Below are 25,968 nucleotides of genomic sequence, written 5' to 3'. Positions count from 1 at the left end.
ATAATCAAGGTGAGAGGTGATCGTTGGTGAATAACGAAAAGAGTAATGTGGCTCAATTGCATGAAGCGATTGGATCACGTCCTTCTCATCAATCAGGTCACAATCGTGCCCTTGTGAAACGGCGCATCCGCCGAGCAGCCCTATTAATTGGTGTTTTTGGAGTAGTATTCGTGATTTTGGGGATTCAGTTGGTGACCACCAATGCTCAAATTCGGTCGATGCACCAAGACATTCGTCAGGAACAGACGACGTTGCAAAAGCGAAAACGGGAGCAACAACGGCTCCAAAAAAGAAGCGAACGTTTGCAAAACGAGGACTATGTGAAGGCGCTCGCTCACAATAAGTACGACTATGGCAAGCAGGGTGAAACCAACTATCACTTTGTGAACAAATAAAAAAGCGAAAACCCAAGGGGTTTTCGCTTTTTTCGCGTTGAACTGATTTTATGCTATAATGATAACAATTTAACTGAGGAGGAACGATTTTTTGGCGCTTGAAGTTGGAGAAATCCTTACGGGAAAAGTTTCTGGAATTACCGGATTTGGAGCATTTATTGATTTAGGCAACCATCAAACTGGGCTCGTTCACATTAGTCAGGTTGCCGACGGGTACGTCAAAGATATTCACGATGTTTTGGCAGTGGGAGACGTTGTCAAGGTGAAGGTGACCAAGATTGGGGCTGATGGCAAGATTGGTTTGTCGATTCGAAAAGCGCAACCACAGCCAACTAAAAAAGAGTCCCACGAACAGCATCGGCCGAAGAGTACATCGACTCATCGCTATGCGTCCGCTGCTCAATCGAACTCAACCCATCATGAAGAAACTAAAGATGAAAAGTTTGATGACATGTTATCCAGTTTTTTAAAGCAAAGTGAGAGTCGGCTTTCGGATTTGAAGAAAAATACAGAAGGTAAACGGGGCGGTCGTGGGGGCCGTCGTAATTAAGTTACGGGAGCTGAACCAGCGGGGTTCGGCTTTTTTAATTCGAGGAGAACGATGACCGAATTAGAACAACGAGTACGACAAATTTTAACAAAAGCATCCCTAACTCCCGGTGCCCCCCTGATTGTGGCTGTTTCTGGGGGGGTGGATTCGATGGTATTGCTTCATTTGTTAGAACGAGTGGCTCGACCAGACTGGCCGTTGCTAGTGGCTCATGTGAATCACCAGTTGCGGCCGCAGAGTCGAGCAGAGGAAGACTTTTTGCGGCGGTACTGCGGGACTCATCACCTTCCCATCGTTGTATTTCACTGGGAGCATGCTTCCTTAACCCGTGGAGTGGAAGAGCAAGCCCGGATGGCTCGTTATGCGTTTTTCCATCGGCTGGTAGCAGAACACCAGGCTGCAGCGGTAATACTAGCGCACCATCAAAACGATCAGGCAGAAACGGTGTTAATGCGATTAACCAGATCAGCAGATGTGTTTAACGCTACGGCGATGCGCTCCCAGCGGCCCTTTTTTACGGGGCAACTTCTCCGCCCCTTGTTAGATGTGCCTAAACGAGAGCTAGTGCGTTACGCCCGTTTTTACCACTTAACCTGGTTTGAGGATCAGACAAACCAGACGGATGCGGTTAGCAGAAATCGGGTACGCCATCACGTTTTACCGGCGTTAGAACGAGAAAACCCACAGGCAGGGGAGCACCTCGCCCACTTTGCTTCCAATCTGCAACGCTTAGAAAAGCAATACCAATTACTTTCAGACCGGTTGATCGATCAAGAGCGACTCTGGCAAACGGGAGAGGAACTCACGTACCAATTGCAAGCGGCGGACGAACCGGTTTTACCTTCTTTACTGCAGGCATTGTGGCGACGCCTTTTCCCTACCCAGGGGCTTCCTGCGGCTAAGCTGCAAGAGTTATTAACCTTAGTTCAAAATCCGAATAAACCGCAAGGGGAGCTCGACTTAGGCCAGCAGTGGCAGTTTCAAAAGCGGTATCAGCTCCTGCGATTTCAAAAAAAATCAGATAATTTGCAAGAAAATCCACAAGCCATAGCGCCGTTTATGGTAGTATTAAACCACTGGTATGAACTTCCGTTGCTGGGTCAATTTGGGGTTTTTCAGCCTGATCAATTGTTGCCAACTGACGTTACTTACCATTCTTTGTGGTTGACGGAGGCACAGTTGCCGCTCCGTGCCCGTTTGTGGCAAGCTACAGACCGAGTGGCCCTTCCTAAGGGACATTCGCAACGGGTTCGGCGGGTGCTCATTGACCAAAAGGTCCCTCGAGAACGACGTTCCCAGTGTTTGGTGTTAGAAACCGCTACGCATGTGGTGCAAGCAGTCTTGGGCTACAAAGTTAGTTTTCAAACCCCACCGGAAACGGCCCAGCAGTATCGATTAGTGATTAAGCATGAAAGGAAAAACGATGAACGACGATATCCAAACAATTTTGTATAGCGAAGCAAAGATTCGGGCAGCCTGTCAACGGCTCGGCAAGCAACTTACGCATGATTATCAAGGCAAAAAGCCGCTGGTCATTTGTGTTCTCAAAGGAGCCGTTCCCTTTACAGCAGATTTAATTAAGCAGATGGATCTTTACATGGATATCGATTTTATTGACGTTTCTAGTTACCACGGGGGAACCGAATCCAGTGGTGAGATTCAGATGGTAAAGGATATTGATGAAGATGTAACTGGGCGCGACGTCTTATTAGTTGATGATATTGTTGATACCGGAAATACCTTAGCCTACTTGAAGAAGCTCTTTGCTAAGCGAGGAGCCGCTTCTGTTCAGGTTTGCATGTTAATGGATAAACCAGAAGCACGCCAGATAGAAGGAATTAGTGCTGATTACGTTGGATTTAACGTCCCTAACGAATTTTTAGTGGGCTACGGACTGGATTATCAAGGCAAATACCGTAATTTACCGTACGTGGGAATTTTGAAGCCTGAAATTTATCAAGGGTAATCAGTCGTCTCTGGTTTCGAAAAGTGATAAGATTTTGTATGTTAATTTAATCAAATTGGAGGACACAAATGAAAAATAATAAAAATGGACTTTTTAGAAGTAGTCTGTTTTATATCATTGCTTTTGTGTTAGCGATGGGAGTAGTTCTATTTGCAACTGGTGGAAGCACTAGCAATGGACCAAAGTCCCAAAAGATTCAATCCAGTCAATTCATCAAAGACCTGAAAACTAATAAAGTCAAAGACTTTAGCATTGAGTCTACGGATGGAATTTATAAGATTACCGGAGAATATCGGACCCCCCAAAAAGCTAAAGTAGCTAATTCAGGGAGTCTGCCATCTTTCACGGTAACAAAGAAGGGGTTAGAAAAATCTGAAGCTAGCGCAAAGGTTAAGAATTTTACCACAACGTTGGTGAAGAGTGATTCAACCGTTAAGGAAGTCAGCAGTGTTGCCCAACAACATGACGTGAAGGTGAACGCTAAACCCACCCAGTCAAATGGGTTTTGGATTAACCTGATTGTTTCCGTCTTACCACTCTTAATCTTCATCTACCTGTTTTACCTAATGATGAAACAAGCTGGTGGCGGCGCCGGTGGCCCTGGTGGAGTGATGAAGGTTGGTAAGACCAAGGCCAAACCAGTTGAAAGTAAGGTTCGCTTTAAAGACGTAGCCGGTGAAGATGAAGAAAAGCAAGAACTGGTCGAAGTCGTTGAGTTCTTGAAGGATCCCAAGAAATTTACGAGCTTGGGTGCAACGATTCCCAAAGGGGTGCTACTTGAAGGACCTCCCGGAACAGGGAAGACCTTACTGGCCAAAGCGGTTGCCGGTGAAGCCGGGGTGCCGTTTTATTCTCTGTCTGGATCGGACTTCGTAGAAATGTTTGTCGGAGTCGGAGCAAGCCGGGTTCGAGATTTGTTTGCCGAAGCCAAGAAAGCAGCTCCTGCCATCATCTTTATTGATGAAATTGATGCCGTTGGTCGGCGTCGGGGTAGTGGCATGGGCGGTGGCCATGACGAACGGGAACAAACGTTGAACCAATTACTGGTTGAAATGGACGGATTTTCCGGAAATGAAGGGGTCATTGTGATGGCCGCTACTAACCGGTCTGATGTCCTGGATCCTGCTTTAACACGTCCGGGTCGATTTGACCGGAAGATCTTAGTCGGTCAACCAGATGTGCGTGGTCGAGAAGCAATCTTAAAGGTTCACGCTAAGGACAAGCCAATGGCATCGGATGTTGATTTGAATGAAATTGCCAAACAAACGCCTGGGTTTGTGGGAGCCGACTTGGCAAACCTCTTAAATGAAGCTGCCTTGCTGGCTGCCCGACGGAATAGTCATGAGATTACTGCTGCTGACCTAGATGAAGCTGAAGATCGGGTCATTGCCGGTCCAGCCAAGCGGAATCGGGTCATTAGTCAACATGAACGCGAAGTGGTGGCAAACCACGAAGCTGGTCACACGATTGTGGGGCTGGTCTTAAACGATGCCCGAGTGGTTCACAAGGTAACGATTGTGCCTCGTGGACGGGCCGGTGGCTATGCAATCATGTTGCCAAAGGAAGACCAACAGTTGCTGTCAAAGAAGGATGCGATGGAACAGATTGCCGGAATGATGGGTGGTCGCAGTGCCGAAGAAATTATCTTCGACTCCCAGTCCTCTGGAGCTTCTAATGACTTCCAGCAGGCAACCCAAATTGCCCGCGCTATGGTAACCCAATACGGGATGACTGACAAGCTTGGAACGGTAACGTTAGAAGATCCGAACGCTGATCCATACGCAGCACCGAAGTATTCGCAAGAAACTGCGAATGCCATTGATGAAGAAGTTAAACGCTTCACCGATGAGGGGCATCAAATGGCGAAGAAGATTATTTCAGAACACCGGGAACAGCACAAAGCAATTGCGGATGCCCTGCTGAAATACGAAACGTTAGATGAAAAGCAAATTTTGAGTCTGTATAAAACTGGGAAAATGCCAGCAGAAGATGAACCAACTGAAAACGAAAGTGAAACCTTCTCTGAAGCAGAACAAAAAGCAACGAAGAAGGAAAACCAGGCTGCTCATCAACTGGACAATGAAATTAACCATCATGACGACATCACCATTCACAGTGATGATGATTCAGATAATGATCAATAACTCGATGAAGAACGTAAGCAGAAATGCTTGCGCTCTTTTCGAATGAAGCCAAAAGGAGAGAAATTATGACCACTAATCAAGATCAACTAGTCAAAGCACTTACAAATGATCAAAACTTTCGGGTGTTAGCCGTTAACGCAACGGATGTCGTTAAAACCGCCCAAAGTTCTCATAACCTACAAAGCACGTCAACAGCGGCATTAGGTCGGGCTCTAGTTGCCAGTCTTTTATTAGCTAATTCAGCTCTCAAAGGAAAGGAAGGACTGACGGTTCGTCTGAACGGGCAAGGACCGGTGGGCGGCATGTTGATTGATGCAGATGCGGACGGTCATGTGAAGGGATATGCCCAGCATCCGGATGTCGATTTGCCCCGAACCGCGGCTGGAGAAATTGACGTAGCATCTGGAGTCGGTCAGGATGGCTTTTTAGAGGTTTTAAAGAACCAAGGAGGAACTGAACCTTATGCTAGTAGTGTTCCGTTAGTGAGTGGCAAGATTGGAGACGACTTTGCCTATTACCTTGCTAAGTCGGAACAAATTCCGTCGGCGCTTGGAGTTTCTGTGGAGGTAAACCAATCCGATGAGGTTGAAGTCGCCGGGGGCTACCTGATTCAAACGATGCCCGGGGCAGACGAAGATGCCATCTCCCAACTGGAAGAACGGTTAAAGACACTACCAGGCATTGCAACGACCCTAAAGGAAGATCCTCATCCGGACCACTTGATCGATGTTTTATTTGGAACGGATAACGTGAAAATTTTGCAGCACCTACCGGTTTCTTTTTACTGTGATTGTTCAAAAGAAAAGTTTGCTGGTCGGCTAGCTGGAATCGGTCGTAAAGACCTCCAACAGTTGATTGATGAGGATCACGGGGCCGAAGTGGTTTGCAATTTCTGTGGAAGCAAGTATGATTTTTCTGAGGATGACCTCGTGAACATTTTAAACAAGCAAACAAAGGATGACGAAAACCATGAGTAAAGATCGTAGTTGGAAAATTGGGAACGTAAAGATTGATAACCCGTTGGTAGTAGCCCCCATGGCAGGGGTAACGAATTCTGCCTTTCGGGTGATTTGCAAAAAATTTGGTGCCGGGCTGGTAGTGTGTGAAATGATTTCTGACAAGGGAATTATGTTTAAAAACCAAAAAACCCTCGACATGACGAACGTGGAAGCCGAAGAACACCCAATGAGCATCCAAATCTTTGGGGGGAACCAGGAAACGCTGGTGGAGGCTGCTAAATTCATTGACCAAAAGACGGCGGCTGACATCATTGACATCAACATGGGTTGTCCCGTTAATAAGGTAATTAAGTGTGAAGCGGGAGCTCGCTGGCTCTTGAATCCCGATAAGGTGTATGAAATGGTCTCTGCCGTAACCGCCGCCGTTCGTAAACCAGTGACGGTTAAAATGCGGACCGGATGGGATGATGACCACATCTATGCCGTCCAAAACGCGCTTGCTGCCGAAAAAGCGGGCGCTGCAGCTGTGGCAATGCACGGCCGGACCCGGGAACAGATGTATCGGGGCCACGCCAACTGGGAAATTTTAAAGGAAGTGGCGGATGCGCTTACGATCCCGTTCATTGGCAATGGAGACGTTACTACTCCACAAATGGCAAAGCAAATGCTTGATGAAGTGGGAGCAACGGCCGTCATGATGGCTCGAGCCGTGGAAGGAAATCCCTGGATCTTAACCCAGGTTAACCACTACCTAGAAACCGGTGAAATTTTACCGAAACCGAGTGTCGAAGAACAGATGCAGGTTGCCAAGGAACACCTGCACCGGTTGGTGGAACTTAAGGGTGAATACGTTGGTGCCCATCAGTTCCGGGGACATGCTCCCTATTACTTAAAGGGTCTGTCCCACTCAGCGCGGACCAAGGTGGCCTTAACCAGTGCCGATACCGAAGCAGAAATGATGCAAATCATGGATGACTTTGTCGCTAAAACAGAGGCCCGGCAGAAAAAACGGCAGGCATCCGTACAAGGCTAATTGGTTCTATGATAGAATTAAACTAGCGAATTAGTTTTAGTTTGGAGGAATTAGAGTGGCACAAGATCCGAAGCAAAAAAGAAAACAAGAGCGGCAAATGAACGACCAGATGCGCGTGCGGCGTGAAAAAATGAACGAACTGCGTGAAGCTGGGATTGATCCGTTTGGCCATCGATTTAAGGTGACGGCACTGGCTCAACCATTGACGGATGAATACGATCAGTATTCAAAGGTCGAATTGGAAGACAAAAACATCCAGGTGTCCATTGCTGGTCGGATAGTAGCAAAGCGGGGGAGCGGAAAAGTTGGCTTCGCTGACATTTTGGATCGAACGGGACGGATCCAGGTTTACGTACGAAAAGACGTAGTGGGCGATGATCAATACCAAATCTTCAAACGGGCTGATATTGGTGATTTCTTGGGCTTTACCGGGAAATTAATTAAGACCGATATGGGCCAGTTAACGGTGAAGCCTAGCAACGTGACGTTCTTGTCCAAGGCGTTACGGCCTTTACCAGATAAGTACCACGGATTACAAAATAAGGAACAAAAGTACCGGCAACGGTACCTGGACTTGATTTCTAACCGGGAAAGCTTTGACCGGTTCCAAAAGCGGACGCAGATTATTAAAGCCGTTCGCAACTATTTGGATATCGAATTAGACTTTACGGAAGTAGAAACTCCGGTTCTGCATCAATCAGCTGGGGGAGCTTCCGCCCGTCCGTTCATTACCCACCACAACGCGTTAGACATTGATCTCTATCTGCGCATTGCCTTGGAATTACATTTAAAACGGTTGATTGTCGGTGGAATGGGCCGGGTTTATGAAATTGGTCGGGTCTTTCGGAACGAAGGAATGGACAAGGAACACAACCCTGAATTTACGGAATTAGAAAGTTACGCGGCCTACTTTGATTTCCACGACGTAATGGACGAAACGGAGGGAATCTTCCGCAGTGCGGCCAAAGTAGTGAGTGATAACGGACAGATTGAATATCAAGGACAAAAGGTGGACCTAGATCACTCGTTTAAACGGATCCACATGGTGGATGCCATTAAAGAAGTGACGGGAGTGGACTTTTGGCCTAAAATGACGGATGCAGAAGCTAAGCAATTAGCTGATGAACATCACGTGCAATACGAAGCATACTGGAAGGTCGGTCACATCATTAACGCCTTCTTTGAAACGTTCGTGCAACCGACGATTACGGATCCAACCTTTGTGTATGGACATCCGATTGAAATTTCGCCGTTAGCAAAGAAAAACGCTGAGGATCCCCGGTTTACGGATCGGTTTGAGTTGTACATCTTGGGGAATGAATATGCAAACGCCTTCTCTGAATTGAACGATCCAATTGACCAACGGGAACGGTTTGAAGCCCAGGTTAAAGAACGGGAAAACGGAAACGACGAAGCCCAGGGAATTGATGAAGATTACGTGAAGGCTTTGGAATACGGAATGCCGCCAACGGGTGGATTAGGAATCGGAATTGATCGGTTGGTTATGTTATTAACGGATGCCCCATCAATTCGGGATGTCTTATTATTCCCAACCATGCGTCCAGAAGAAGATCCAGAATAAGGATAATTAGTAGTAATGAAAAACCCTTTAAGGTAAACTTAAAGGGTTTTTATTTTGGTAAATTAAATGGAGTGATCAAAATGTGGGATGCAGTCCGAAGAACTTTTAGTTGGCGGGAAAATTTATTGGACTTACGCCATTTGCAGCCAGCGACAAAGCTATTGTTAACGATTAATTTAGTGATTATCATCATCGTTTTTGGAATTAGTCGAGAATATACTAGTTTGATTGGTTGGTTATCGGTCTCCGCTAGTATTTTTAGCGTGGTGAACTTGATGCTCTGTGATGAGGGTAAAATTACTAATTACAGTTGGGGGATTTTGGAATCATTACTATTTTTAGTAATTGACTGGCAAAATCGCTTGATTGGGGACTTAGCAACTAATTTGTACTATTTAGTTACCCAAACGTTAGGAATCTTTTGGTGGGGGAAAGAACTGCAAACTCAAACACAACAACGCTTTTTGCAACCCCGTAAGTTAAAAAAGTGGCAAATTTTGCTGGTCCTGGTAGGGTTGGTAGCTTTATATTTAATTGTCTTAGGCTTTAGTAAGCAATTACACGGAACCCAAATTTATCTTGATGCTTGTTTGCTACCGTTGAGTGTGATGGGGATGTTATTAATGCTTGGGGGGTATCGGTCCCAGTGGTTGATTTGGATCGCTTGGGACGTGGTTAGTTTAGTCATCTGGTACCGTCAATTTCAGATTTTGAGTCCCGCTTCGGCTTCCATGTTAGCTTTAGAAGTGATTAAATTGGTCAACGGTTTGTATGGGTCTTACCGGTGGTTTGTTAAAAACCCCGAGTTGCAGTGCTAAGAATTTGAAAAAAAGTTGCAATAAATTGTTGACATTTATTTTGAAAGGCCTTATTATAGTAAATGCGCTGAAGAGCAGTGCTAAAGTAGTTCTTTGAAAACTGAACAAGATTTTGATTACAAAAAGTGTAAGGAATTTTTAAACTAGTGTTTAAAAATTAAACATTTGCGAAGTCAATTCGCTTAATTAACAAATAAAGTAGAGCTAGTAAAGTTCTCATTTAAAATGAGAGTTTGATCCTGGCTCAGGACGAACGTTGGCGGCGTGCCTAATACATGCAAGTCGAACGAGGTCTCCTAAATGATATGACGTGCTTGCACTGAGTTGACTTTAGATCGGACCGAGTGGCGAACTGGTGAGTAACACGTGGGTAACCTGCCCAGAAGTAGGGGATAACACCTGGAAACAGATGCTAATACCGTATAACAACTAAAACCGCCTGGTTTTAGTTTGAAAGCTGGCCTTGGTGCTAGTGCTTTTGGATGGACCCGCGGCGTATTAGCTAGTTGGTGAGATAATAGCTCACCAAGGCGATGATACGTAGCAGACCTGAGAGGGTAATCTGCCACAATGGGACTGAGACACGGCCCATACTCCTACGGGAGGCAGCAGTAGGGAATCTTCCACAATGGACGCAAGTCTGATGGAGCAACGCCGCGTGAGTGAAGAAGGGTTTCGGCTCGTAAAACTCTGTTGTTAGAGAAGAACGACTGTGAGAGGAACTGCTCACGGCGTGACGGTATCTAACCAGAAAGTCACGGCTAACTACGTGCCAGCAGCCGCGGTAATACGTAGGTGGCAAACGTTGTCCGGATTTATTGGGCGTAAAGCGAGCGCAGGCGGTTTTTTAAGTCTGATGTGAAAGCCTTCGGCTTAACCGAAGAAGTGCATCGGAAACTGGGAAACTTGAGTGCAGGAGAGGACAGTGGAACTTCATGTGTAGCGGTGAAATGCGTAGATATATGAAGGAACACCAGTGGCGAAGGCGGCTGTCTAGTCTGCATCTGACGCTGAGGCTCGAAAGCATGGGTAGCAAACAGGATTAGATACCCTGGTAGTCCATGCCGTAAACGATGAATGCTAGGTGTTGAGAGGTTTCCGCCTCCCAGTGCCGAAGCTAACGCATTAAGCATTCCGCCTGGGGAGTACGACCGCAAGGTTGAAACTCAAAGGAATTGACGGGGACCCGCACAAGCGGTGGAGCATGTGGTTTAATTCGATGCTACGCGAAGAACCTTACCAGGTCTTGACATCTTCTGTTAGCCTAAGAGATTAGGTGTCCCCTTCGGGGGCAGAATGACAGGTGGTGCATGGTTGTCGTCAGCTCGTGTCGTGAGATGTTGGGTTAAGTCCCGCAACGAGCGCAACCCTTGTCTTTAGTTGCCAGCATTCAGTTGGGCACTCTAGAGAGACTGCCGGTGATAAACCGGAGGAAGGTGGGGATGACGTCAAATCATCATGCCCCTTATGACCTGGGCTACACACGTGCTACAATGGACGGTACAACGAGTTGCGAAACCGCGAGGTCAAGCTAATCTCTTAAAGCCGTTCTCAGTTCGGATTGCAGGCTGCAACTCGCCTGCATGAAGTTGGAATCGCTAGTAATCGTGGATCAGCATGCCACGGTGAATACGTTCCCGGGTCTTGTACACACCGCCCGTCACACCATGAGAGTTTGTAACACCCAAAGTCGGTTGGATAACCTTTTGGAGTCCGCCGCCTAAGGTGGGACAGATGATTAGGGTGAAGTCGTAACAAGGTAGCCGTAGGAGAACCTGCGGCTGGATCACCTCCTTTCTAAGGAATAATACGGAACTTTACACCGATCAAAGTCTTGTTTAGTTTTGAGAGGATTACTCTCAAACTTGGTTCTTTGAAAACTAGATAATATTATTTTCTGTAAGAATTATATTGATTGATATAATTTTAACCGAGAAAACCATTGTGTAATTTGAGTTTTTTAATGTGTTTAATCGCTAAACTCAATAATTTATAATCCGTAGGATTATAGGTTAAGTTAGAAAGGGCGCATGGTGAATGCCTTGGTACTAGGAGCCGATGAAGGACGGAACTAACACCGATATGCTTCGGGGAGCTGTAAGTAAGCTGTGATCCGGAGATTTCCGAATGAGGAAACTCGATTAGTGTGATGACTAATCACTGCGTAGTGAATTCATAGCTACGTAGAGGTAAACGTGGGGAACTGAAACATCTAAGTACCCACAGGAAGATAAAGAAATTTCGATTCCCAAAGTAGCGGCGAGCGAACTGGGAATAGCCCAAACCGAACCTTCGTGGTTCGGGGTTGTAGGACTGAACATTTGAGTTACAAAAGAATTCGATAGCTGAAGCAGTTGGGAAGCTGCACCAAAGAGAGTGATAGTCTCGTAAGCGAAATTGAATTCCCTCAGTTCAGGATCCTGAGTACGGCGCCACACGTGAAACGGCGTCGGAATCCGGGAGGACCATCTCCCAAGGCTAAATACTCCCTAGTGACCGATAGTGAACCAGTACCGTGAGGGAAAGGTGAAAAGCACCCCGGAAGGGGAGTGAAATAGTTCCTGCAACCATGTGCCTACAAGCAGTCAGAGCCCGTTAAGGGGTGATGGCGTGCCTCTTGTAGAATGAACCGGCGAGTTACAGTTGCATGCAAGGTTAAGCCGAAAAAGCGGAGCCGTAGCGAAAGCGAGTCTTAAGAGGGCGAATTAGTATGTTGCCGTAGACCCGAAACCAGGTGATCTATCCATGTCCAGGATGAAAGTGCGGTAATACGCACCGGAGGTCCGAACCCGTGTACGTTGAAAAGTGCTGGGATGAGGTGTGGATAGCGGTGAAATTCCAAACGAACTTGGAGATAGCTGGTTCTCTCCGAAATAGCTTTAGGGCTAGCCTCGGAATTAGAATCATGGAGGTAGAGCCACTGTTTGAGCAAGGGGTCCGTCTTGGATTACTGAGTTCAGATAAACTCCGAATACCATTGATTTATGTCCGGGAGTCAGACGATGAGTGATAAGATCCATCGTCGAAAGGGGAACAGCCCAGACCGCCAGTTAAGGTCCCTAAATATATGCTAAGTGGAAAAGGAAGTGGAGTTGCTTAGACAACTAGGATGTTGGCTCAGAAGCAGCCACCATTTAAAGAGTGCGTAATAGCTCACTAGTCGAGTGATTCTGCGCCGAAAATTTACCGGGGCTAAGCATATTACCGAGACTGCGGACGCAACTACGTTGCGTGATAGGAGAGCGTTCTAAGGGCAATGAAGGCAGACCGCAAGGACTGTTGGAGCGCTTAGAAGTGAGAATGCCGGTATGAGTAGCGAAAGGCCAGTGAGAATCTGGTCCACCGAATGACTAAGGTTTCCTGGGGAAGGCTCGTCCACCCAGGGTTAGTCGGGACCTAAGCCGAGGCTGAGAAGCGTAGGCGATGGATAACAGGTTGAGATTCCTGTACTAGTTAATTATGTTTGAACGATGGAGGGACGCAGAAGGCTAAGTTGAGCATCCGGTTGGAAAGGGATGTTTAAAGCGTAAGTCAGGTGAGGAGTGAAATGCTTCTGACCGGGTTGACAAGCGCTGATGAGGATCGAAATTATAGTAGAGAAGCAACTGATGTCACGCTGCCGAGAAAAGCTTCTAGTTAGTAATTAACTACCCGTACCGCAAACCGACACAGGTAGTCGAGGAGAGGATCCTCAGGTGAGCGAGAGAACTCTCGTTAAGGAACTCGGCAAAATGACCCCGTAACTTCGGAAGAAGGGGTGCTGACCGTCAGGTCAGCCGCAGTGAAGAGACTCAAACGACTGTTTATCAAAAACACAGGTTTATGCAAAATCGTAAGATGAAGTATATGGGCTGACGCCTGCCCGGTGCTGGAAGGTTAAGTGGAAAGGTTAGCTTCGGCGACGCCTCGAAATGAAGCCCCAGTAAACGGCGGCCGTAACTATAACGGTCCTAAGGTAGCGAAATTCCTTGTCGGGTAAGTTCCGACCCGCACGAAAGGCGTAACGATTTGAGTACTGTCTCAACGAGAGACTCGGTGAAATTAAGATACCTGTGAAGAAGCAGGTTACCCGCGACAGGACGGAAAGACCCCATGGAGCTTTACTGTAGCTTGATATTGGGTGTTTACATAGCTTGTACAGGATAGGTAGGAGCCATTGAAACCGGGACGCTAGTCTCGGTGAAGGCACCCGTGGGATACTACCCTTGCTATGTGAACACTCTAACCCTGAGCACTAATCGTGCTCGGAGACAGTGTCTGGTTGGCAGTTTGACTGGGGCGGTCGCCTCCTAAATAGTAACGGAGGCGCTCAAAGGTTTGCTTAGAATGGTTGGAAATCATTCTGTAAGTGTAAAGGCAGAAGCAAGCTTGACTGCGAGACTGACTAGTCGAGCAGGGACGAAAGTCGGACTTAGTGATCCGGTGGTACCGTATGGAAGGGCCATCGCTCAACGGATAAAAGCTACCCTGGGGATAACAGGCTTATCTCCCCCAAGAGTTCACATCGACGGGGAGGTTTGGCACCTCGATGTCGGCTCATCGCATCCTGGGGCTGTAGTTGGTCCCAAGGGTTGGGCTGTTCGCCCATTAAAGCGGTACGCGAGCTGGGTTCAGAACGTCGTGAGACAGTTCGGTCCCTATCCGTCGCGGGCGCAGGAAATTTGAGAGGAGCTGTCCCTAGTACGAGAGGACCGGGATGGACATACCGCTGGTGTATCAGTTGCGCCGCCAGGCGCACTGCTGAGTAGCTATGTATGGATGAGATAAACGCTGAAAGCATCTAAGTGTGAAACTCGCCTCAAGATGAGATTTCCCATTCCTTTATGGAAGTAAGACTCCTGAAAGATGATCAGGTCGATAGGTTAGAAGTGGAAGCGTAGCGATACGTGAAGCGGACTAATACTAATCAGTCGAGGACTTAACCAAGTAAAGTGCAGTGGTAAAATCGGAAGAAAATAATATTAGCTAGTTTTGAGGGAACGAAGTTCACTCAGAGTGTGGTGGCGATAGCCTAAAGGATACACCTGTTCCCATGCCGAACACAGCAGTTAAGCTTTAGCACGCCAAAAGTAGTTGGGGGATCGCCCCCTGCGAGGATAGGACGTTGCCACGCGATTATTCCGACATAGCTCAGTTGGTAGAGCACCTGACTGTTAATCAGGTTGTCGACGGTTCGAGCCCGCCTGTCGGAGTTCGGAACTATCTAGTTAGTTCCATCATGAATAAACTTAGTTTCGCCGACTTAGCTCAGTTGGTAGAGCATCGGCATCGTAAACCGGAGGTCGGAGGTTCGAATCCTCTAGTCGGCACTTCTAAATTGAAAAGCAGTTTGACGTTCATCGTCAGACTGCTTTTTTGTCGATGTTACAAAACGTGACATTAATCGTTGACCCACTGGCTGTTTAAGTTTAAGATTGCAGACAATGAGGGGTTGTTGATATGAGTGAAAAGGAATTAAGACGATCTTTGGCAGTTTTGCCCATGGGAACGGTCATGAAGTTGACATCACTCACGGCACGCCAGATTAGATACTACGATGATAGTGGTTTAGTTCATTCTGAACGGACGAAGAGTAATCGGCGCTTATATTCGTTAGATGATATCGACCGGATTTTAGAAATCAAAGATTATCTAGATGAAGGAATGAATATCGAACAAATCAAACGAGTTTACGAAAAACAGCAATTACGCCGATCCCAAAAACAAGCTGCTAAGCAGCAAAGCTTTAGTGACCGCAAAGTGCGGCAGTACCTGCGCAAAGATATCTTAAAGGCCGGTGGCTTATACCCTAACAACGACTCACAATTTTAACCCAGGATAACGATAGAAGGAGTAGGAGTATGAACAAAACAAGAGAGTACACCCCAGACGATATCAAAAGGATGGTAAAAGACGAGGATGTTCGCTTTTTACGGTTAATGTTTACTGACCTCTTAGGGACGGTCAAAAACGTGGAAGTTCCAATTAGCCAATTAGAACAACTCTTAGCCGGGAAATTAATGTTTGATGGTTCTTCAATCGATGGTTTTGTACGGATTGAAGAAAGTGACATGTACTTACAACCAGATTTATCAACCTGGATGGTCTTTCCTTGGGGTGATGAACATGGTAAGGTGGCTCGTTTAACTTGTAGCGTTCACACTGCCGATGGTGAACAATTTGCTGGAGACCCTCGTAACAACTTGATGCGGGTCTTAGCTGAAATGCGTGAACTAGGCTTTAGTGACTTTAACATTGGACCAGAACCAGAATTCTTCCTGTTTGAAATGGATGAAAATGGCCGTCCCACGAAGAAATTAAACGACCAAGGAAGTTACTTTGACTTAGCTCCAATGGACCTCGCTGCTAACGTTCGGCGTGACATGGTGCTAGAACTGGAAAAAATGGGCTTTAACGTCGAAGCTTCTCACCACGAAGTTGCTCCTGGTCAACACGAAATTGACTTTGAATATGATGACGCAATTCGCGCTGCTGATCACATCCAAACCTTCAAGATGGTGGTTAAGACGGTGGCTCGTCGTTACGGCTTATACGCTACTTTCATGCCCAAACCACTGAACGGGGTCAATGGTTCCGGAATGCACATGAACATGTCCCTCTTCGATAAAGATGGCAAAAATGCCTTCTTTGATGAAAACGGGGAAGATCAACTCTCCCAAACGGCTTACTACTTCTTAGGTGGGTTATTGAAACACGCCAAAGCCTTAACGGCGGTCTGCAACCCAACCGTTAACTCCTACAAACGACTAGTACCCGGTTTTGAAGCACCCGTTTACATTGCGTGGTCCGGTGCCAACCGTTCCCCAATGGTTCGGGTTCCAATCGCACGGGGCAAGGGAACTCGTCTAGAATTACGGAGCGTGGACCCATCTGCTAATCCATACTTAGCTGTTGCTGCTATCTTGGAAGCTGGTTTAGATGGAATCAAGAACAAGATTACGCCAGACGATCCGATTGACCGGAACATTTACAGCATGGATGGGGAAGAATTGAAGTTAGATCACATTCAAAAATTACCATCCACGTTACACGATGCTTTACAAAACTTTGAAGCTGACCAATTAATGAAAGACGCTATGGGTCCTCACATTTACCAAAACTTCTTAGATGCTAAGAACATGGAATGGACCGCTTACAGTCAAAATGTTTCTCAATGGGAACGAAACCGGTACCTCGATTTGCTCTAAAAAAGATTGTAAATAAAAATTAGCTCCTGTATAATCTCTTCTTAACTAATACTTAACAATTAGTTAAGAAGAGATTGTTATTTTGGAGCAAACCAGAATAGGAGGTTCTTAGATGGAACAAAAACACGACGTTGACCATGCGTTTTTTGGTCAACCTAAGGGATTACAGTACCTAGCAGGTACCGAATTTTGGGAACGATTTAGTTACTATGGGATGCGGGCCATCCTGTTGTACTACATGGTTTCCGCTGCCACTCAAGGTGGATTGGGACTCTCCCAAACGACCGGATTATCGATTATGTCGATTTACGGAGCGCTGGTGTATTTGGCGTCCGTCTTTGGGGGTTACGTTAGTGACCGCATTTTAGGAAGTCGCCGGACCGTCTTTACCGGTGGAATTTTGATCATGTTAGGGCACATCGCCTTGGCATTACCAATTGGCATAATTGGGTTGTTTGCTTCCATCGCGCTGATTACGCTGGGAACGGGATGTTTGAAGCCGAACATTTCTGACATGGTGGGGAATCTGTACTCTAAGACGGATACCCGTCGGGATAGTGCCTTTACCATCTTCACCTTTGCCATTAACCTCGGTGCCTTTATCGCTCCGTTCGTCTGTGGTTGGGGAGCCAGTTCGGTTAGTTATCACTTTGGATTTTCATTTGCTGCCGTGGGAATGTTAATCGGATTAATCTTTTACTACTACGGTGGCAAAAAGTACCTTGGTGACGATGGCATGCATCCGACTGATCCCATTCAGCGTGATGAATTGGCTAAGATTTCCCTGTGGATTGTGCTGGGGTTAATTGCTTTTGCTGCCGTTTTAATCGTAATGCACTTTACTGGCATTTTAACCCTCGATAGTTTCGTTAGTGTCTTGAGTATTCTGGCGCTGGTGACCCCCGTGATTTACTTTATTATCATGTTACGGAGTAAAAAGGTGACCAAGGTGGAACGTTCCCGGGTATGGGCCTATATCCCGTTGTTCATCGGGGCGGCCATTTTCTGGGCCATTGAAGAATCCGGATCCAGTATCCTCGCTACGTTTGCCTTAAAACAAACGAACAACAACCTCGGGTGGTTACAAATTAACCCCAGTTGGTATCAATCCTTAAACCCACTGTTCATCATGCTGTACACACCGCTCTTTGTGTGGCTGTGGACGAAGTTGGGGAAGCGGCAACCAAGCACCCCGAAGAAGTTTGCTTACGGGCTCTTCTTTGCTGGGTTATCGTTCCTCTTTATGGTCATTCCGCTGGTGCTGTTTGGCACCCACGCGATGGTAAGTCCGCTTTGGTTAGTTGGAAGCTGGGCCATCATCGAAATTGCCGAAATGTTGATTTCACCAATTGGTTTGTCGGTTACGACTAAGTTAGCTCCGAAGGCCTTTGGCGCTCAGATGATGAGTATGTGGTTCCTAGGGGATGCCGCTGGGCAAGCAATTAACTCCCAAATTGCCCGTTTTTACACGCCAGGCAATGAGGTTAGTTACTTTGCCGTCATCGGATTAGTTGCCGTTGTCATTAGTATTATTTTATTGTTCCTCGTTAAACCAGTTGAAAAGCTGATGGATGGGGTACGATAAAGCACTCCGTAAAAGTCCTAAATTTTTTAGGACTTTTTTTTATTTTTCCCTTGACGGTTTCTCGGATTTTGGGTAATATAATATATGTTGATTGGGTGATGCGAATCACCTAAGAATGTCGGAGGGGTAGCGAAGTCTGGCTAAACGCGGCGGACTGTAAATCCGCTCCTTCGGGTTCGGTGGTTCGAATCCACTCCCCTCCATTTTATTATTGGGCTATAGCCAAGTGGTAAGGCACCAGGTTTTGATCCTGGCATGCGCTGGTTCGAACCCAGCTAGCCCAACTAACGAATACGACTGACGGTTGTCAGTCGTATTTTTTTACAATGAGGAGGATTCCATGGCACTTCCAGTTTACATCCAAATTCATGATGACCTCAAAACCAAGATTGAGCGGGGAGAATGGCCGGTCGGAACGCGCCTGCCAGCCGAACGGAAGCTGGCTGCGCAGTACCAAGTGAGCCGAATGACGCTCCGTCAGGCGATTGGAACGTTGATTGAAGAGGGATTGTTGAAACGAAAGGCCGGCTCTGGGACCTTTGTTACTAATCAAAAGGTTCAAGAGCACATGTCGGGGATTTCGAGCTTTACGGAGACGATGTTGTCGCAGGGGAAGCAACCTGCTAGTAAGACGCTCTCCTACCGAATCGTGGAACCCACCTTTCGTGAAGCCAATCAACTGCAATTGGAACCCGGTGAACGGGTGCTGCGGATGGAGCGCCTTCGTTATGGTGATGACGAACCCATTTGCCTAGAAACCACGGTGGTAGCAGCGCGCTTAGTGAGTGACATGAGCCAGGCAGAGGTCACGAAGTCCCTTTATCGCTCCTTAGAGGAACGGTGGGGGCAAAGCCCTGCCAACGCCCAACAGTACATCTCAGCAATCTTGGCCACCCCGGCCGTTGCCGACCAGCTGCAAATTCAGCCTGGCGCACCGATTTTGAAACTGAAACAAATCTCTTACTTTGCTAATCAACAGCCGTTTGAGGTTGTCGAAACCCAGTACGCGGCCGAACGCTTTGAATTTTATTTAAAACAGTAAGATAACCAACTCCATTGAGGGTTGGTTTTTTCTTTAGGCGATAATCGTGGTAAAATAGCGGTAATTACTTAATCGATGAATTTTAGGGAGGCTCACAATGGCACTGGTTGATGCTGCTGACAACTTAACGCTGCATACCGATGATTATGAAATTAATATGATGGCAACTTACTTTGAAGAGGGAATGGCGGATCGCCACGCTGTGTTTGAAGTTTACTTTCGGAAGATGCCGTTTGGCAACGGGTATGCGGTGTTTGCCGGCTTAGCACACCTGATTGAATACTTACAAAACTTATGGTTTACGGATACAGACATCGCTTATCTGCGCGAACAAAGTGACTATTCGGAAGCTTTTTTGGACTACCTCAAGCACTTTCAGTTTCACGGGACGATTCGGTCGGCGCAAGAAGGAGACCTCGTTTTTAACAACGAACCCATCGTGCAGGTGGAAGGAACGTTGCCAGAGTGTCAGTTAATTGAAACGGCGCTGTTAAACATCGTTAATTACCAAACGTTGATTGCCACTAAAGCGGCCCGGATTCGCAGTGTGGCTGGCACTGATCCGCTATTAGAATTCGGAAGTCGACGGGCACAAGAAGTCTCAGCAGCACTGTGGGGAACCCGAGCTGCTTACATCGGGGGCTTTGATGCAACGTCAAATGTGCTCGCTGGAAAGGAGTTTGGTCTGCCCATCTCAGGAACCCACGCCCACTCGTTAGTGGAATCCTTTGGCAACGACTACGATGCCTTTAAGGCCTATGCCGAAACCCACCGCGACTGTGTCTTTTTGGTCGATACCTTTGACACATTGAAGAGTGGGGTCCCAGCTGCCCTCAAAGTGGCCCGTGAAATGGGAGACCGCATTAATTTCCAAGGGGTCCGGATTGACTCTGGTGACATGGCCTATATTTCCAAGAAGGTGCGAGACCTACTGGATCAAGGCGGTTTTCCGGATGCCATGATTTATGCCTCAAACGACCTCGATGAAAATACGATTAGCAGTTTAAAGATGCAACACGCTAAAATCGACGTTTGGGGAGTGGGAACCAAGGTCATCACTGCCTTTGATCAACCAGCTTTAGGAGCTGTTTACAAGCTCGTTTCGGTTGAAAATGACCAAGGTCAGATGATTGATACCATCAAGATTTCAAATAACGCTGAAAAGGTCTCGACCCCAGGAAAGAAGCAGGTTTGGCGGATTACGGAACAACAAGATGGTAAATCCGAAGGGGACTACGTGGCCTTAGCCAACGAGGACCCGCGTAACGAAGCCGAACTGTACATGTTCCACCCGCAATACACCTACATTAACAAGACGATTACGGACTTTAAGGCGGAACCCCTGTTAAAGGACATCTTTAGGGATGGTCAGTTAGTGTATGAACAACCCAGTTTGGCAGAGATTAAGCACCACGCCAACCAGGTTAAGGACCTGTTGTGGCCAGAATACAAGCGGATGCTGAATCCGCAAGAATACCCAGTGGATCTGTCGCAGGCTGCTTGGGATAACAAGATGGATCTGATTAAACAGATTCAACACGGTCACGAAAACCACTTACAATAATCGGATGAAAGAGGGAATAGGGATGAACGCGGAACAACGTACCATTCAGCGAGAAATTATTGATGCATTACGGGTGCAACAAGAGATTGATCCAGCAATGGAAGTACGCCGCAGTGTTGACTTCATGAAAGCGTACTTACGGCATAATCAGGGGTTAACCACGCTAGTACTGGGGATCTCCGGGGGCCAAGATTCCACCTTGGCTGGAAAGCTCACTCAACAAGCGGTCAGTGAACTACGCGAAGAAACCGAGAATCAAGCTTACCAGTTCATTGCGGTGCGCTTACCGTACGGCGAACAAGCCGACGAAGCTGATGCCATGGCAGCAATTGATTTCATTCAACCGGACCGGACCGAACGAGTTAACATCAAGGCGGCTACGGATGCCATGGTGACGGCGGTGAATGCGAATGGTGAAACGTTATCCGACTTTAACAAGGGAAACCTCAAGGCTCGGGAACGGATGATTGCTCAGTTTGCGATTGCCGGTGCTCACCACGGGGTCGTGATTGGGACTGACCACGCGGCGGAAGCCGTGACCGGTTTTTACACCAAGTTTGGGGACGGAGCCGCAGACATCACGCCCCTCTGGCGTCTGGATAAGCGCCAGGGGCGGGAACTGTTAGAGTACCTGGGTGCTCCCGCTGCCCTAATTGAAAAGACGCCGACGGCTGATTTAGAGGATGACCGACCGGCCCTCCCAGATGAGGTGGCCCTCGGGGTGTCTTATCCAGAGATTGATGCCTTTCTGGAAGGCAAGGACGTCAGTGAGCATGCGGCAGCGGTAATTGAAGACTGGTACCATAAAACAGAACACAAGCGCCACATGCCCATCACGGTGTATGATGATTTCTGGAAAAATTAATGAATAACTGCCTGAGAAAACTTCGTTAGTAATAACGGAGTTTTTCGTTTGCAATTCAATTAATGAGGAAAATGATGGGAAATACATTAGTTAAACAGGTAGTCGCCACCCTAGACCACCTTAACCTAGGGCAAGCTCAGCGCACCCTCCAGCTATTAGAAGCTGGCAATACAGTTCCCTTTATTGCCCGGTACCGCAAGGAACAAACCGGCAATTTAGATGAAGTTCAAATTCGTGACCTGGCGGATCGGTATCAGCGGGCTGCCAAATTGGCCCACCGCAAGCAAGAAATTCAAACCCAATTGGAGAATAACCAGCAACTAACGCCGGCACTGCAACGCCAGTTAGCAAAGGCAACTACCATGCAACAGGTCGAAGATTTATATCTACCGTATAAGCCCAAGCGGCAAACCAAAGCGGAACTGGCCAAGCAAGGGGGGTTGCAACCCTTAGCCAACCAGTTGTTACAGTTTCCCCAGCAGGACGTTGCGGCGCTAGCCGCACCGTTTGTTAATCCCGAGCAAGCGGTCCCGGACGTTTCCGCCGCAGTGCAGGGAGCTCAAGCAATTATTAGCCAAGCCGTGGCAGAAACAGCTCGCTTTCGAGAGTGGCTCCGGAACTATACCTGGCAGCACGGTCAGCTGGTAACGACGGTCAAGCCCTACGGAAAAGAACAAGATGAGCGTCAGGTGTATTCTAATTACTATCAATTCACAGAGCCGCTCACTCAGGTTCCCGCCTATCGGGTGCTTGCGATTGACCGCGGAGAACAAGAAGAGGTGTTACGGGTTAAAATCGACCTGGCCGAGGAGCCGCTCATTAATTACCTGCGGTTTCACGTTGTGGGCCAGCATACTGGTCCAAGCGTAGCGGTGGTTGAAACAGCCCTGACGGATGCTTATCGACGTTTTCTGCGCCCGGCGATTGACCGGGAACTACGCAAGCGGTTAACGGAGCAAGCTGCCACCCATGCGATTCAGGTTTTTGGCACCAATTTGTACCACCTGTTAATGCAACCGCCACTGAAGGGGAAGGTGGTGCTCGGCTTTGATCCTGCCTATCGAACCGGCTGTAAGCTGGCGGTGGTGGACGAACGGGGTAAGTTTTTAGCCAAACAAATTATCTATGCGACTCCCCCGGCTAGTGAAGCGCAAATTGAGCAAGCCCGGGTGGAACTCAAGCAGCTACTGGACCGTTATCACGTGGACGTGATTGCGATTGGGAACGGGACGGCTTCACGAGAATCAGAACAGTTTGTGGCGGAAACGTTACGGACGATTAGTCGATCGGTGCACTACGTAATTGTGAATGAGGCGGGAGCGTCAGTTTACTCTGCAAGTACCCTGGCCCGAGCTGAATTTCCAGAACTTCACGTGGAGGAACGGTCGGCAATTAGCATTGCTCGGCGACTGCAGGATCCACTGGCGGAATTAATCAAGATTGATCCCAAGGCCGTCGGGGTCGGGCAGTATCAACACGATGTCTCAGAAAAAGAACTTGATCACCAACTGGATCAAGTGGTGGAAACGGCGGTTAACCAGGTCGGGGTGAATTTGAACACGGCCAGTCCCCAGTTATTAGCCCATATCTCCGGATTAACCCCAGCCGTAGCGGAAAATGTGGTTGCATACCGCGAAGCTAACGGGGGCTACAGGAACCGCAACCAATTAAAGCAGGTTCAGCGTCTCGGTCCGAAAGCCTTTGAACAATCCGTGGGTTTTTTACGTATTATAGGAGGAAGCAACCCATTCGATAATACTGACATTCATCCGGAGAGTTATCCAGCGGCGCAGGCCATTCTGGATGACTTAAGGATTGATCGCGACCATTTCACAGATCCCAAGAACCAGACTCGACTGCAACGGAGTTCCGCAGCAGACCTTGCCCAACGCTTATCATTAGCGCCAATCTTAGTTTCTGATTTATTGCAGTGGTTAACCCATCCGGGACGCGACCTGCGGGATCAGATGCCAGCCCCACTGTTAAAGGCAGATGTTTTGACGATTCAGGACTTGCGAGTGGGGATGGAGCTGCAAGGCACCGTCCGGAACGTGACCGACTTTGGCGCCTTTGTTGATATCGGGGTCAAACAGGACGGATTAGTCCACATTTCCCGGATGAAAAAAGCCTTTGTTAAGGATCCGGCGGCCGTGGTGGCGATTGGAGACGTAGTCACGGTCTGGGTGATTGGAATTGACGAGCAGCGTCAGCGAATTCAGTTATCGATGATTGAACCTGAAAAGGAGAACTGATGATGACCGACCAACAACTGCAACAACTGGTGGAAACCATTTCGACGGAAGCATTTCACCGTCCGTTTTGCCACCATGCCTACTTTAACCGGCGCCTCCAAACCACCGGAGGCCGCTATCACTTGCGGTCACATGACATTGATATTAACCCGAAGATGGCTCAGAATCCGGCGGTGCTCACTGGAGTCATTAAGCATGAGCTCGTACACTATCATCTGCACCAAACCGGCAAATCGGGAAAACACAACTCGCCTGAATTTAAACAACTCTTACAGGCCGTCGGGGGCAGTCGGTATGCGCCCCGGCTGACGGCTCCCAAATACCTGTATCAATGTGAACACTGTGGGCAGCAGTATCCGCGCCAACGTCGGCTGAACGTCAATCGCTATGTTTGCAGTCGGTGCCGGCACCGGTTAAAATTAGTCCAAAACAAATCAAATCCATAAAAAGCCTTGCATCTCTGCCGAATTCTTGCTAAGATAGTTATTGTTAATTCGCGGCCATGGCGGAATTGGCAGACGCGCAAGATTAAGGATCTTGTCGGGAGTTTTCCCGGTGGAAGTTCGAATCTTCTTGGCCGCACTACTAAAAAGGATTGTTGAAAAATCATTTCAACAATCCTTTTTTTGTTGCAATTAGTGATAACCAAAAACAAAAAACCGGCAACGCTCAATGGAGAGCGCCACCGGTTTTAATTAATTCTTGGGTAATTCGTTGTTATTATTCACAGAATCCATGCCGTTAAAGAACGAGCCGTCGTCTTCCTCTTCGCCGTCTTGTTCGTTGGAGTTAACCTCACGTTGTGATGATGTCAGACTACTTTCGGTTGGAAGCTCCAATGACTTGCGAATCTCGTTCGAAACCTTCAACTGTTCCTTGTTAGGAGCAACTTGGTAACTTAAACCATCGACGGTTGCATTATCACACTGCAGGGCAGTTTGGGTCAGATTCTTAGTGGCGTCCTTGTAACTGCCAGCAATCGTAACCATGTCGTCAAAGGTCAGGTTGGTTTGCAGATTTCCTTTGAGGCTCTTCAGGATTTCACCGTATCGGCCTACGTTACCAATCGTTAATCCCTTTTGCAAAATGGCGTTAAGAACTTGGCGTTGCCGAATTTGGCGCCCATAATCACCGAGCGGATCTTGGTACCGCATCCGCGAGTACTGCAGGGCGGTTTGTCCGTTCATATGCTCAGTCTTACCTTTTTTCACGCTAATACCTTCGTAGTCAAAGGTCAGGTTCGGTGTGATGTCAACGCCACCCACGGCGTTCACCATTTGCTTAATTCCCTTCATGTTGACGACGGCATAGAAGTCAACGGGAACGTTGAAGAACTTGTGGACGACTTCCGTGGCCGTATCAGCGCCTCCAATTGTGTAGGCAGCGTTAATCTTCTCGTAGGGTTGCGAATCTCCGGGCACGACGACCTTGGTATCCCGTGGAATACTGGTAAAGGTGGTCTGCTTGGTGTTCGGGTTCACGGTCGCCAAAATCATGGAGTCCGTCCGACCTTTATCCGTTCGTCCCAGTTCCCCGGTATCCGTTCCCATCAAGAGAACGGTGAACGGCTTGCGCTGCTTAATGATCTTCGATACGTTGCGAGAGTTCTTTCCTCCCGAATAGGTTGAGTTCAACGTGGAAGAAACCCGCTGGTACTGGAAGAAGGCGAACGCGATGATGGCGAGCCCTAGGATTAGTAACCCCGCCATCCAGGCCCAGGCCTTAGGATGCCACTCTATCGCATTGGGATCGGGGCGCTTCGGTTGATTGGAACGCTTGGGCGTTGGTTGTTGCGGTTTTTGTGATTCATTCATAAAATGGTTGCGGCCGGTGCGTTTGTCCGGCTGATTATTGCGCTTTTCTGTCATGATAACCCTCGTTTATATCAGTCTGTTTTCCATTATAAACTATTCCGAAAAGAAGCCGACGCTAAAACAGTGATTTTAAGGAATTTTTTACAATTAAATCGCCAGTAGGGGTTTTTGGTTGTATGTTAGAATGAAACGGAATGAATTAATTAGGAGGT

18 protein-coding genes, 5 tRNA genes and 3 rRNA genes are annotated in these 25,968 nt (G+C 47.6%); 25 read left to right on the top strand and 1 reads right to left on the bottom strand.

The window, feature by feature from the left end:
* Positions 1-26 precede the first annotated feature (26 nt).
* The 25 genes from M3M39_RS07235 (at position 27) to M3M39_RS07115 (ending at position 24,524) form a co-directional block, all read left to right on the top strand.
* A complete protein-coding gene (locus M3M39_RS07235) occupies positions 27-395 on the top strand; it encodes an FtsB family cell division protein (RefSeq protein WP_252797163.1) in 369 nt (122 codons plus the stop codon).
* Between the two features lie 91 nt (positions 396-486).
* Entirely contained in the window at positions 487-945 is a 459-nt protein-coding gene (locus M3M39_RS07230; protein ID WP_252797162.1) for a S1 domain-containing RNA-binding protein, read from the top strand.
* A gap of 51 nt (positions 946-996) precedes the next feature.
* Positions 997-2,400, top strand: coding sequence for a tRNA lysidine(34) synthetase TilS (gene tilS / locus M3M39_RS07225; RefSeq protein ID WP_252797161.1), 1,404 nt, complete (start codon positions 997-999; stop codon positions 2,398-2,400).
* On the top strand, positions 2,369-2,911 hold the full coding sequence (gene hpt / locus M3M39_RS07220) for a hypoxanthine phosphoribosyltransferase (RefSeq protein ID WP_252798022.1): 543 nt from the start codon (positions 2,369-2,371) through the stop codon (positions 2,909-2,911). Before tilS ends, hpt begins: the two co-directional genes overlap by 32 nt.
* Before the next feature lie 68 nt (positions 2,912-2,979).
* Positions 2,980-5,055 carry an ATP-dependent zinc metalloprotease FtsH gene (ftsH, locus tag M3M39_RS07215; RefSeq protein WP_252797160.1) on the top strand — a complete coding sequence of 692 codons (2,076 nt, stop codon included), beginning with the start codon at positions 2,980-2,982 and terminating at the stop codon, positions 5,053-5,055.
* 65 nt (positions 5,056-5,120) lie between these two features.
* Positions 5,121-6,032, top strand: coding sequence for an Hsp33 family molecular chaperone HslO (hslO, locus tag M3M39_RS07210; protein ID WP_252797159.1), 912 nt, complete (start codon positions 5,121-5,123; stop codon positions 6,030-6,032).
* Positions 6,025-7,047 (top strand): tRNA dihydrouridine synthase DusB, encoded by a 1,023-nt coding sequence (dusB, locus tag M3M39_RS07205; RefSeq protein ID WP_252797158.1) that lies wholly within the window; start codon positions 6,025-6,027, stop codon positions 7,045-7,047. The genes hslO and dusB overlap by 8 nt, the downstream gene beginning before the upstream one ends.
* Before the next feature lie 97 nt (positions 7,048-7,144).
* Positions 7,145-8,629 carry a lysine--tRNA ligase gene (gene lysS, locus M3M39_RS07200; protein WP_252798020.1) on the top strand — a complete coding sequence of 495 codons (1,485 nt, stop codon included), beginning with the start codon at positions 7,145-7,147 and terminating at the stop codon, positions 8,627-8,629.
* 80 nt (positions 8,630-8,709) lie between these two features.
* Positions 8,710-9,447 (top strand): nicotinamide riboside transporter PnuC, encoded by a 738-nt coding sequence (gene pnuC, locus M3M39_RS07195; RefSeq protein WP_252797157.1) that lies wholly within the window; start codon positions 8,710-8,712, stop codon positions 9,445-9,447.
* A 221-nt stretch (positions 9,448-9,668) separates the two neighbouring features.
* Positions 9,669-11,244: ribosomal RNA gene (locus M3M39_RS07190) — 16S ribosomal RNA — on the top strand.
* A gap of 213 nt (positions 11,245-11,457) precedes the next feature.
* Positions 11,458-14,373, top strand: a 23S ribosomal RNA gene (locus M3M39_RS07185).
* Between the two features lie 70 nt (positions 14,374-14,443).
* Positions 14,444-14,560, top strand: a 5S ribosomal RNA gene (gene rrf, locus M3M39_RS07180).
* Together the 16S, 23S and 5S rRNA genes with 2 tRNA genes alongside form the textbook arrangement of a ribosomal RNA operon.
* 6 nt (positions 14,561-14,566) lie before the next feature.
* Positions 14,567-14,639: transfer RNA gene (locus tag M3M39_RS07175), tRNA-Asn, on the top strand.
* Positions 14,640-14,683: 44 nt separating this feature from the next.
* Positions 14,684-14,756 (top strand) — tRNA-Thr (locus tag M3M39_RS07170).
* Positions 14,757-14,886: 130 nt separating this feature from the next.
* A complete protein-coding gene (locus tag M3M39_RS07165; RefSeq protein ID WP_252797156.1) occupies positions 14,887-15,258 on the top strand; it encodes a MerR family transcriptional regulator in 372 nt (123 codons plus the stop codon).
* 29 nt (positions 15,259-15,287) lie between these two features.
* Positions 15,288-16,634, top strand: a complete 1,347-nt coding sequence (gene glnA / locus M3M39_RS07160; RefSeq protein WP_252797155.1) for a type I glutamate--ammonia ligase — start codon at positions 15,288-15,290, stop codon at positions 16,632-16,634.
* 112 nt (positions 16,635-16,746) lie between these two features.
* A complete protein-coding gene (locus tag M3M39_RS07155; RefSeq protein ID WP_252797154.1) occupies positions 16,747-18,219 on the top strand; it encodes a peptide MFS transporter in 1,473 nt (490 codons plus the stop codon).
* 120 nt (positions 18,220-18,339) lie between these two features.
* Positions 18,340-18,422 (top strand) — tRNA-Tyr (locus M3M39_RS07150).
* A 9-nt stretch (positions 18,423-18,431) separates the two neighbouring features.
* Positions 18,432-18,503 (top strand) — tRNA-Gln (locus M3M39_RS07145).
* A 56-nt stretch (positions 18,504-18,559) separates the two neighbouring features.
* Positions 18,560-19,261, top strand: coding sequence for a GntR family transcriptional regulator (locus M3M39_RS07140; RefSeq protein WP_252797153.1), 702 nt, complete (start codon positions 18,560-18,562; stop codon positions 19,259-19,261).
* Positions 19,262-19,358: 97 nt separating this feature from the next.
* Positions 19,359-20,825, top strand: coding sequence for a nicotinate phosphoribosyltransferase (locus M3M39_RS07135; protein ID WP_252797152.1), 1,467 nt, complete (start codon positions 19,359-19,361; stop codon positions 20,823-20,825).
* 22 nt (positions 20,826-20,847) lie between these two features.
* On the top strand, positions 20,848-21,690 hold the full coding sequence (gene nadE, locus M3M39_RS07130; RefSeq protein WP_252797151.1) for an ammonia-dependent NAD(+) synthetase: 843 nt from the start codon (positions 20,848-20,850) through the stop codon (positions 21,688-21,690).
* A 74-nt stretch (positions 21,691-21,764) separates the two neighbouring features.
* Positions 21,765-23,942 (top strand): Tex family protein, encoded by a 2,178-nt coding sequence (locus tag M3M39_RS07125; protein ID WP_252797150.1) that lies wholly within the window; start codon positions 21,765-21,767, stop codon positions 23,940-23,942.
* A 2-nt stretch (positions 23,943-23,944) separates the two neighbouring features.
* A complete protein-coding gene (locus M3M39_RS07120) occupies positions 23,945-24,388 on the top strand; it encodes a SprT family protein (protein ID WP_252797149.1) in 444 nt (147 codons plus the stop codon).
* Positions 24,389-24,438: 50 nt separating this feature from the next.
* Positions 24,439-24,524: transfer RNA gene (locus tag M3M39_RS07115), tRNA-Leu, on the top strand.
* A gap of 113 nt (positions 24,525-24,637) precedes the next feature.
* On the opposite strand, the gene M3M39_RS07110 is transcribed toward M3M39_RS07115, so the two are convergent.
* Entirely contained in the window at positions 24,638-25,810 is a 1,173-nt protein-coding gene (locus M3M39_RS07110; protein WP_252797148.1) for an LCP family glycopolymer transferase, read from the bottom strand.
* Between the last annotated feature and the right edge of the window lie 158 nt (positions 25,811-25,968).

This window comes from Fructilactobacillus hinvesii, assembly GCF_024029435.1.
GTDB classification, from domain to species: domain Bacteria; phylum Bacillota; class Bacilli; order Lactobacillales; family Lactobacillaceae; genus Fructilactobacillus; species Fructilactobacillus hinvesii.
Note: the sequence above shows the minus strand (reverse complement) of the source record. Positions and strands in the feature narration are given on the sequence as shown.

Coding starts and splice junctions, on each gene's coding strand:
- M3M39_RS07165 (WP_252797156.1), top strand. CDS start 14,887: ATGAGTGAAAAGGAATTAAGACGATCTTTGGCAGTTTTGCCCATGGGA.
- lysS (WP_252798020.1), top strand. CDS start 7,145: ATGAACGACCAGATGCGCGTGCGGCGTGAAAAAATGAACGAACTGCGT.
- dusB (WP_252797158.1), top strand. CDS start 6,025: ATGAGTAAAGATCGTAGTTGGAAAATTGGGAACGTAAAGATTGATAAC.
- M3M39_RS07120 (WP_252797149.1), top strand. CDS start 23,945: ATGACCGACCAACAACTGCAACAACTGGTGGAAACCATTTCGACGGAA.
- nadE (WP_252797151.1), top strand. CDS start 20,848: ATGAACGCGGAACAACGTACCATTCAGCGAGAAATTATTGATGCATTA.
- hpt (WP_252798022.1), top strand. CDS start 2,369: ATGAACGACGATATCCAAACAATTTTGTATAGCGAAGCAAAGATTCGG.
- M3M39_RS07155 (WP_252797154.1), top strand. CDS start 16,747: ATGGAACAAAAACACGACGTTGACCATGCGTTTTTTGGTCAACCTAAG.
- glnA (WP_252797155.1), top strand. CDS start 15,288: ATGAACAAAACAAGAGAGTACACCCCAGACGATATCAAAAGGATGGTA.
- M3M39_RS07125 (WP_252797150.1), top strand. CDS start 21,765: ATGGGAAATACATTAGTTAAACAGGTAGTCGCCACCCTAGACCACCTT.
- pnuC (WP_252797157.1), top strand. CDS start 8,710: ATGTGGGATGCAGTCCGAAGAACTTTTAGTTGGCGGGAAAATTTATTG.
- M3M39_RS07140 (WP_252797153.1), top strand. CDS start 18,560: ATGGCACTTCCAGTTTACATCCAAATTCATGATGACCTCAAAACCAAG.
- M3M39_RS07135 (WP_252797152.1), top strand. CDS start 19,359: ATGGCACTGGTTGATGCTGCTGACAACTTAACGCTGCATACCGATGAT.
- tilS (WP_252797161.1), top strand. CDS start 997: ATGACCGAATTAGAACAACGAGTACGACAAATTTTAACAAAAGCATCC.
- M3M39_RS07110 (WP_252797148.1), bottom strand. CDS start 25,810: ATGACAGAAAAGCGCAATAATCAGCCGGACAAACGCACCGGCCGCAAC.
- hslO (WP_252797159.1), top strand. CDS start 5,121: ATGACCACTAATCAAGATCAACTAGTCAAAGCACTTACAAATGATCAA.
- ftsH (WP_252797160.1), top strand. CDS start 2,980: ATGAAAAATAATAAAAATGGACTTTTTAGAAGTAGTCTGTTTTATATC.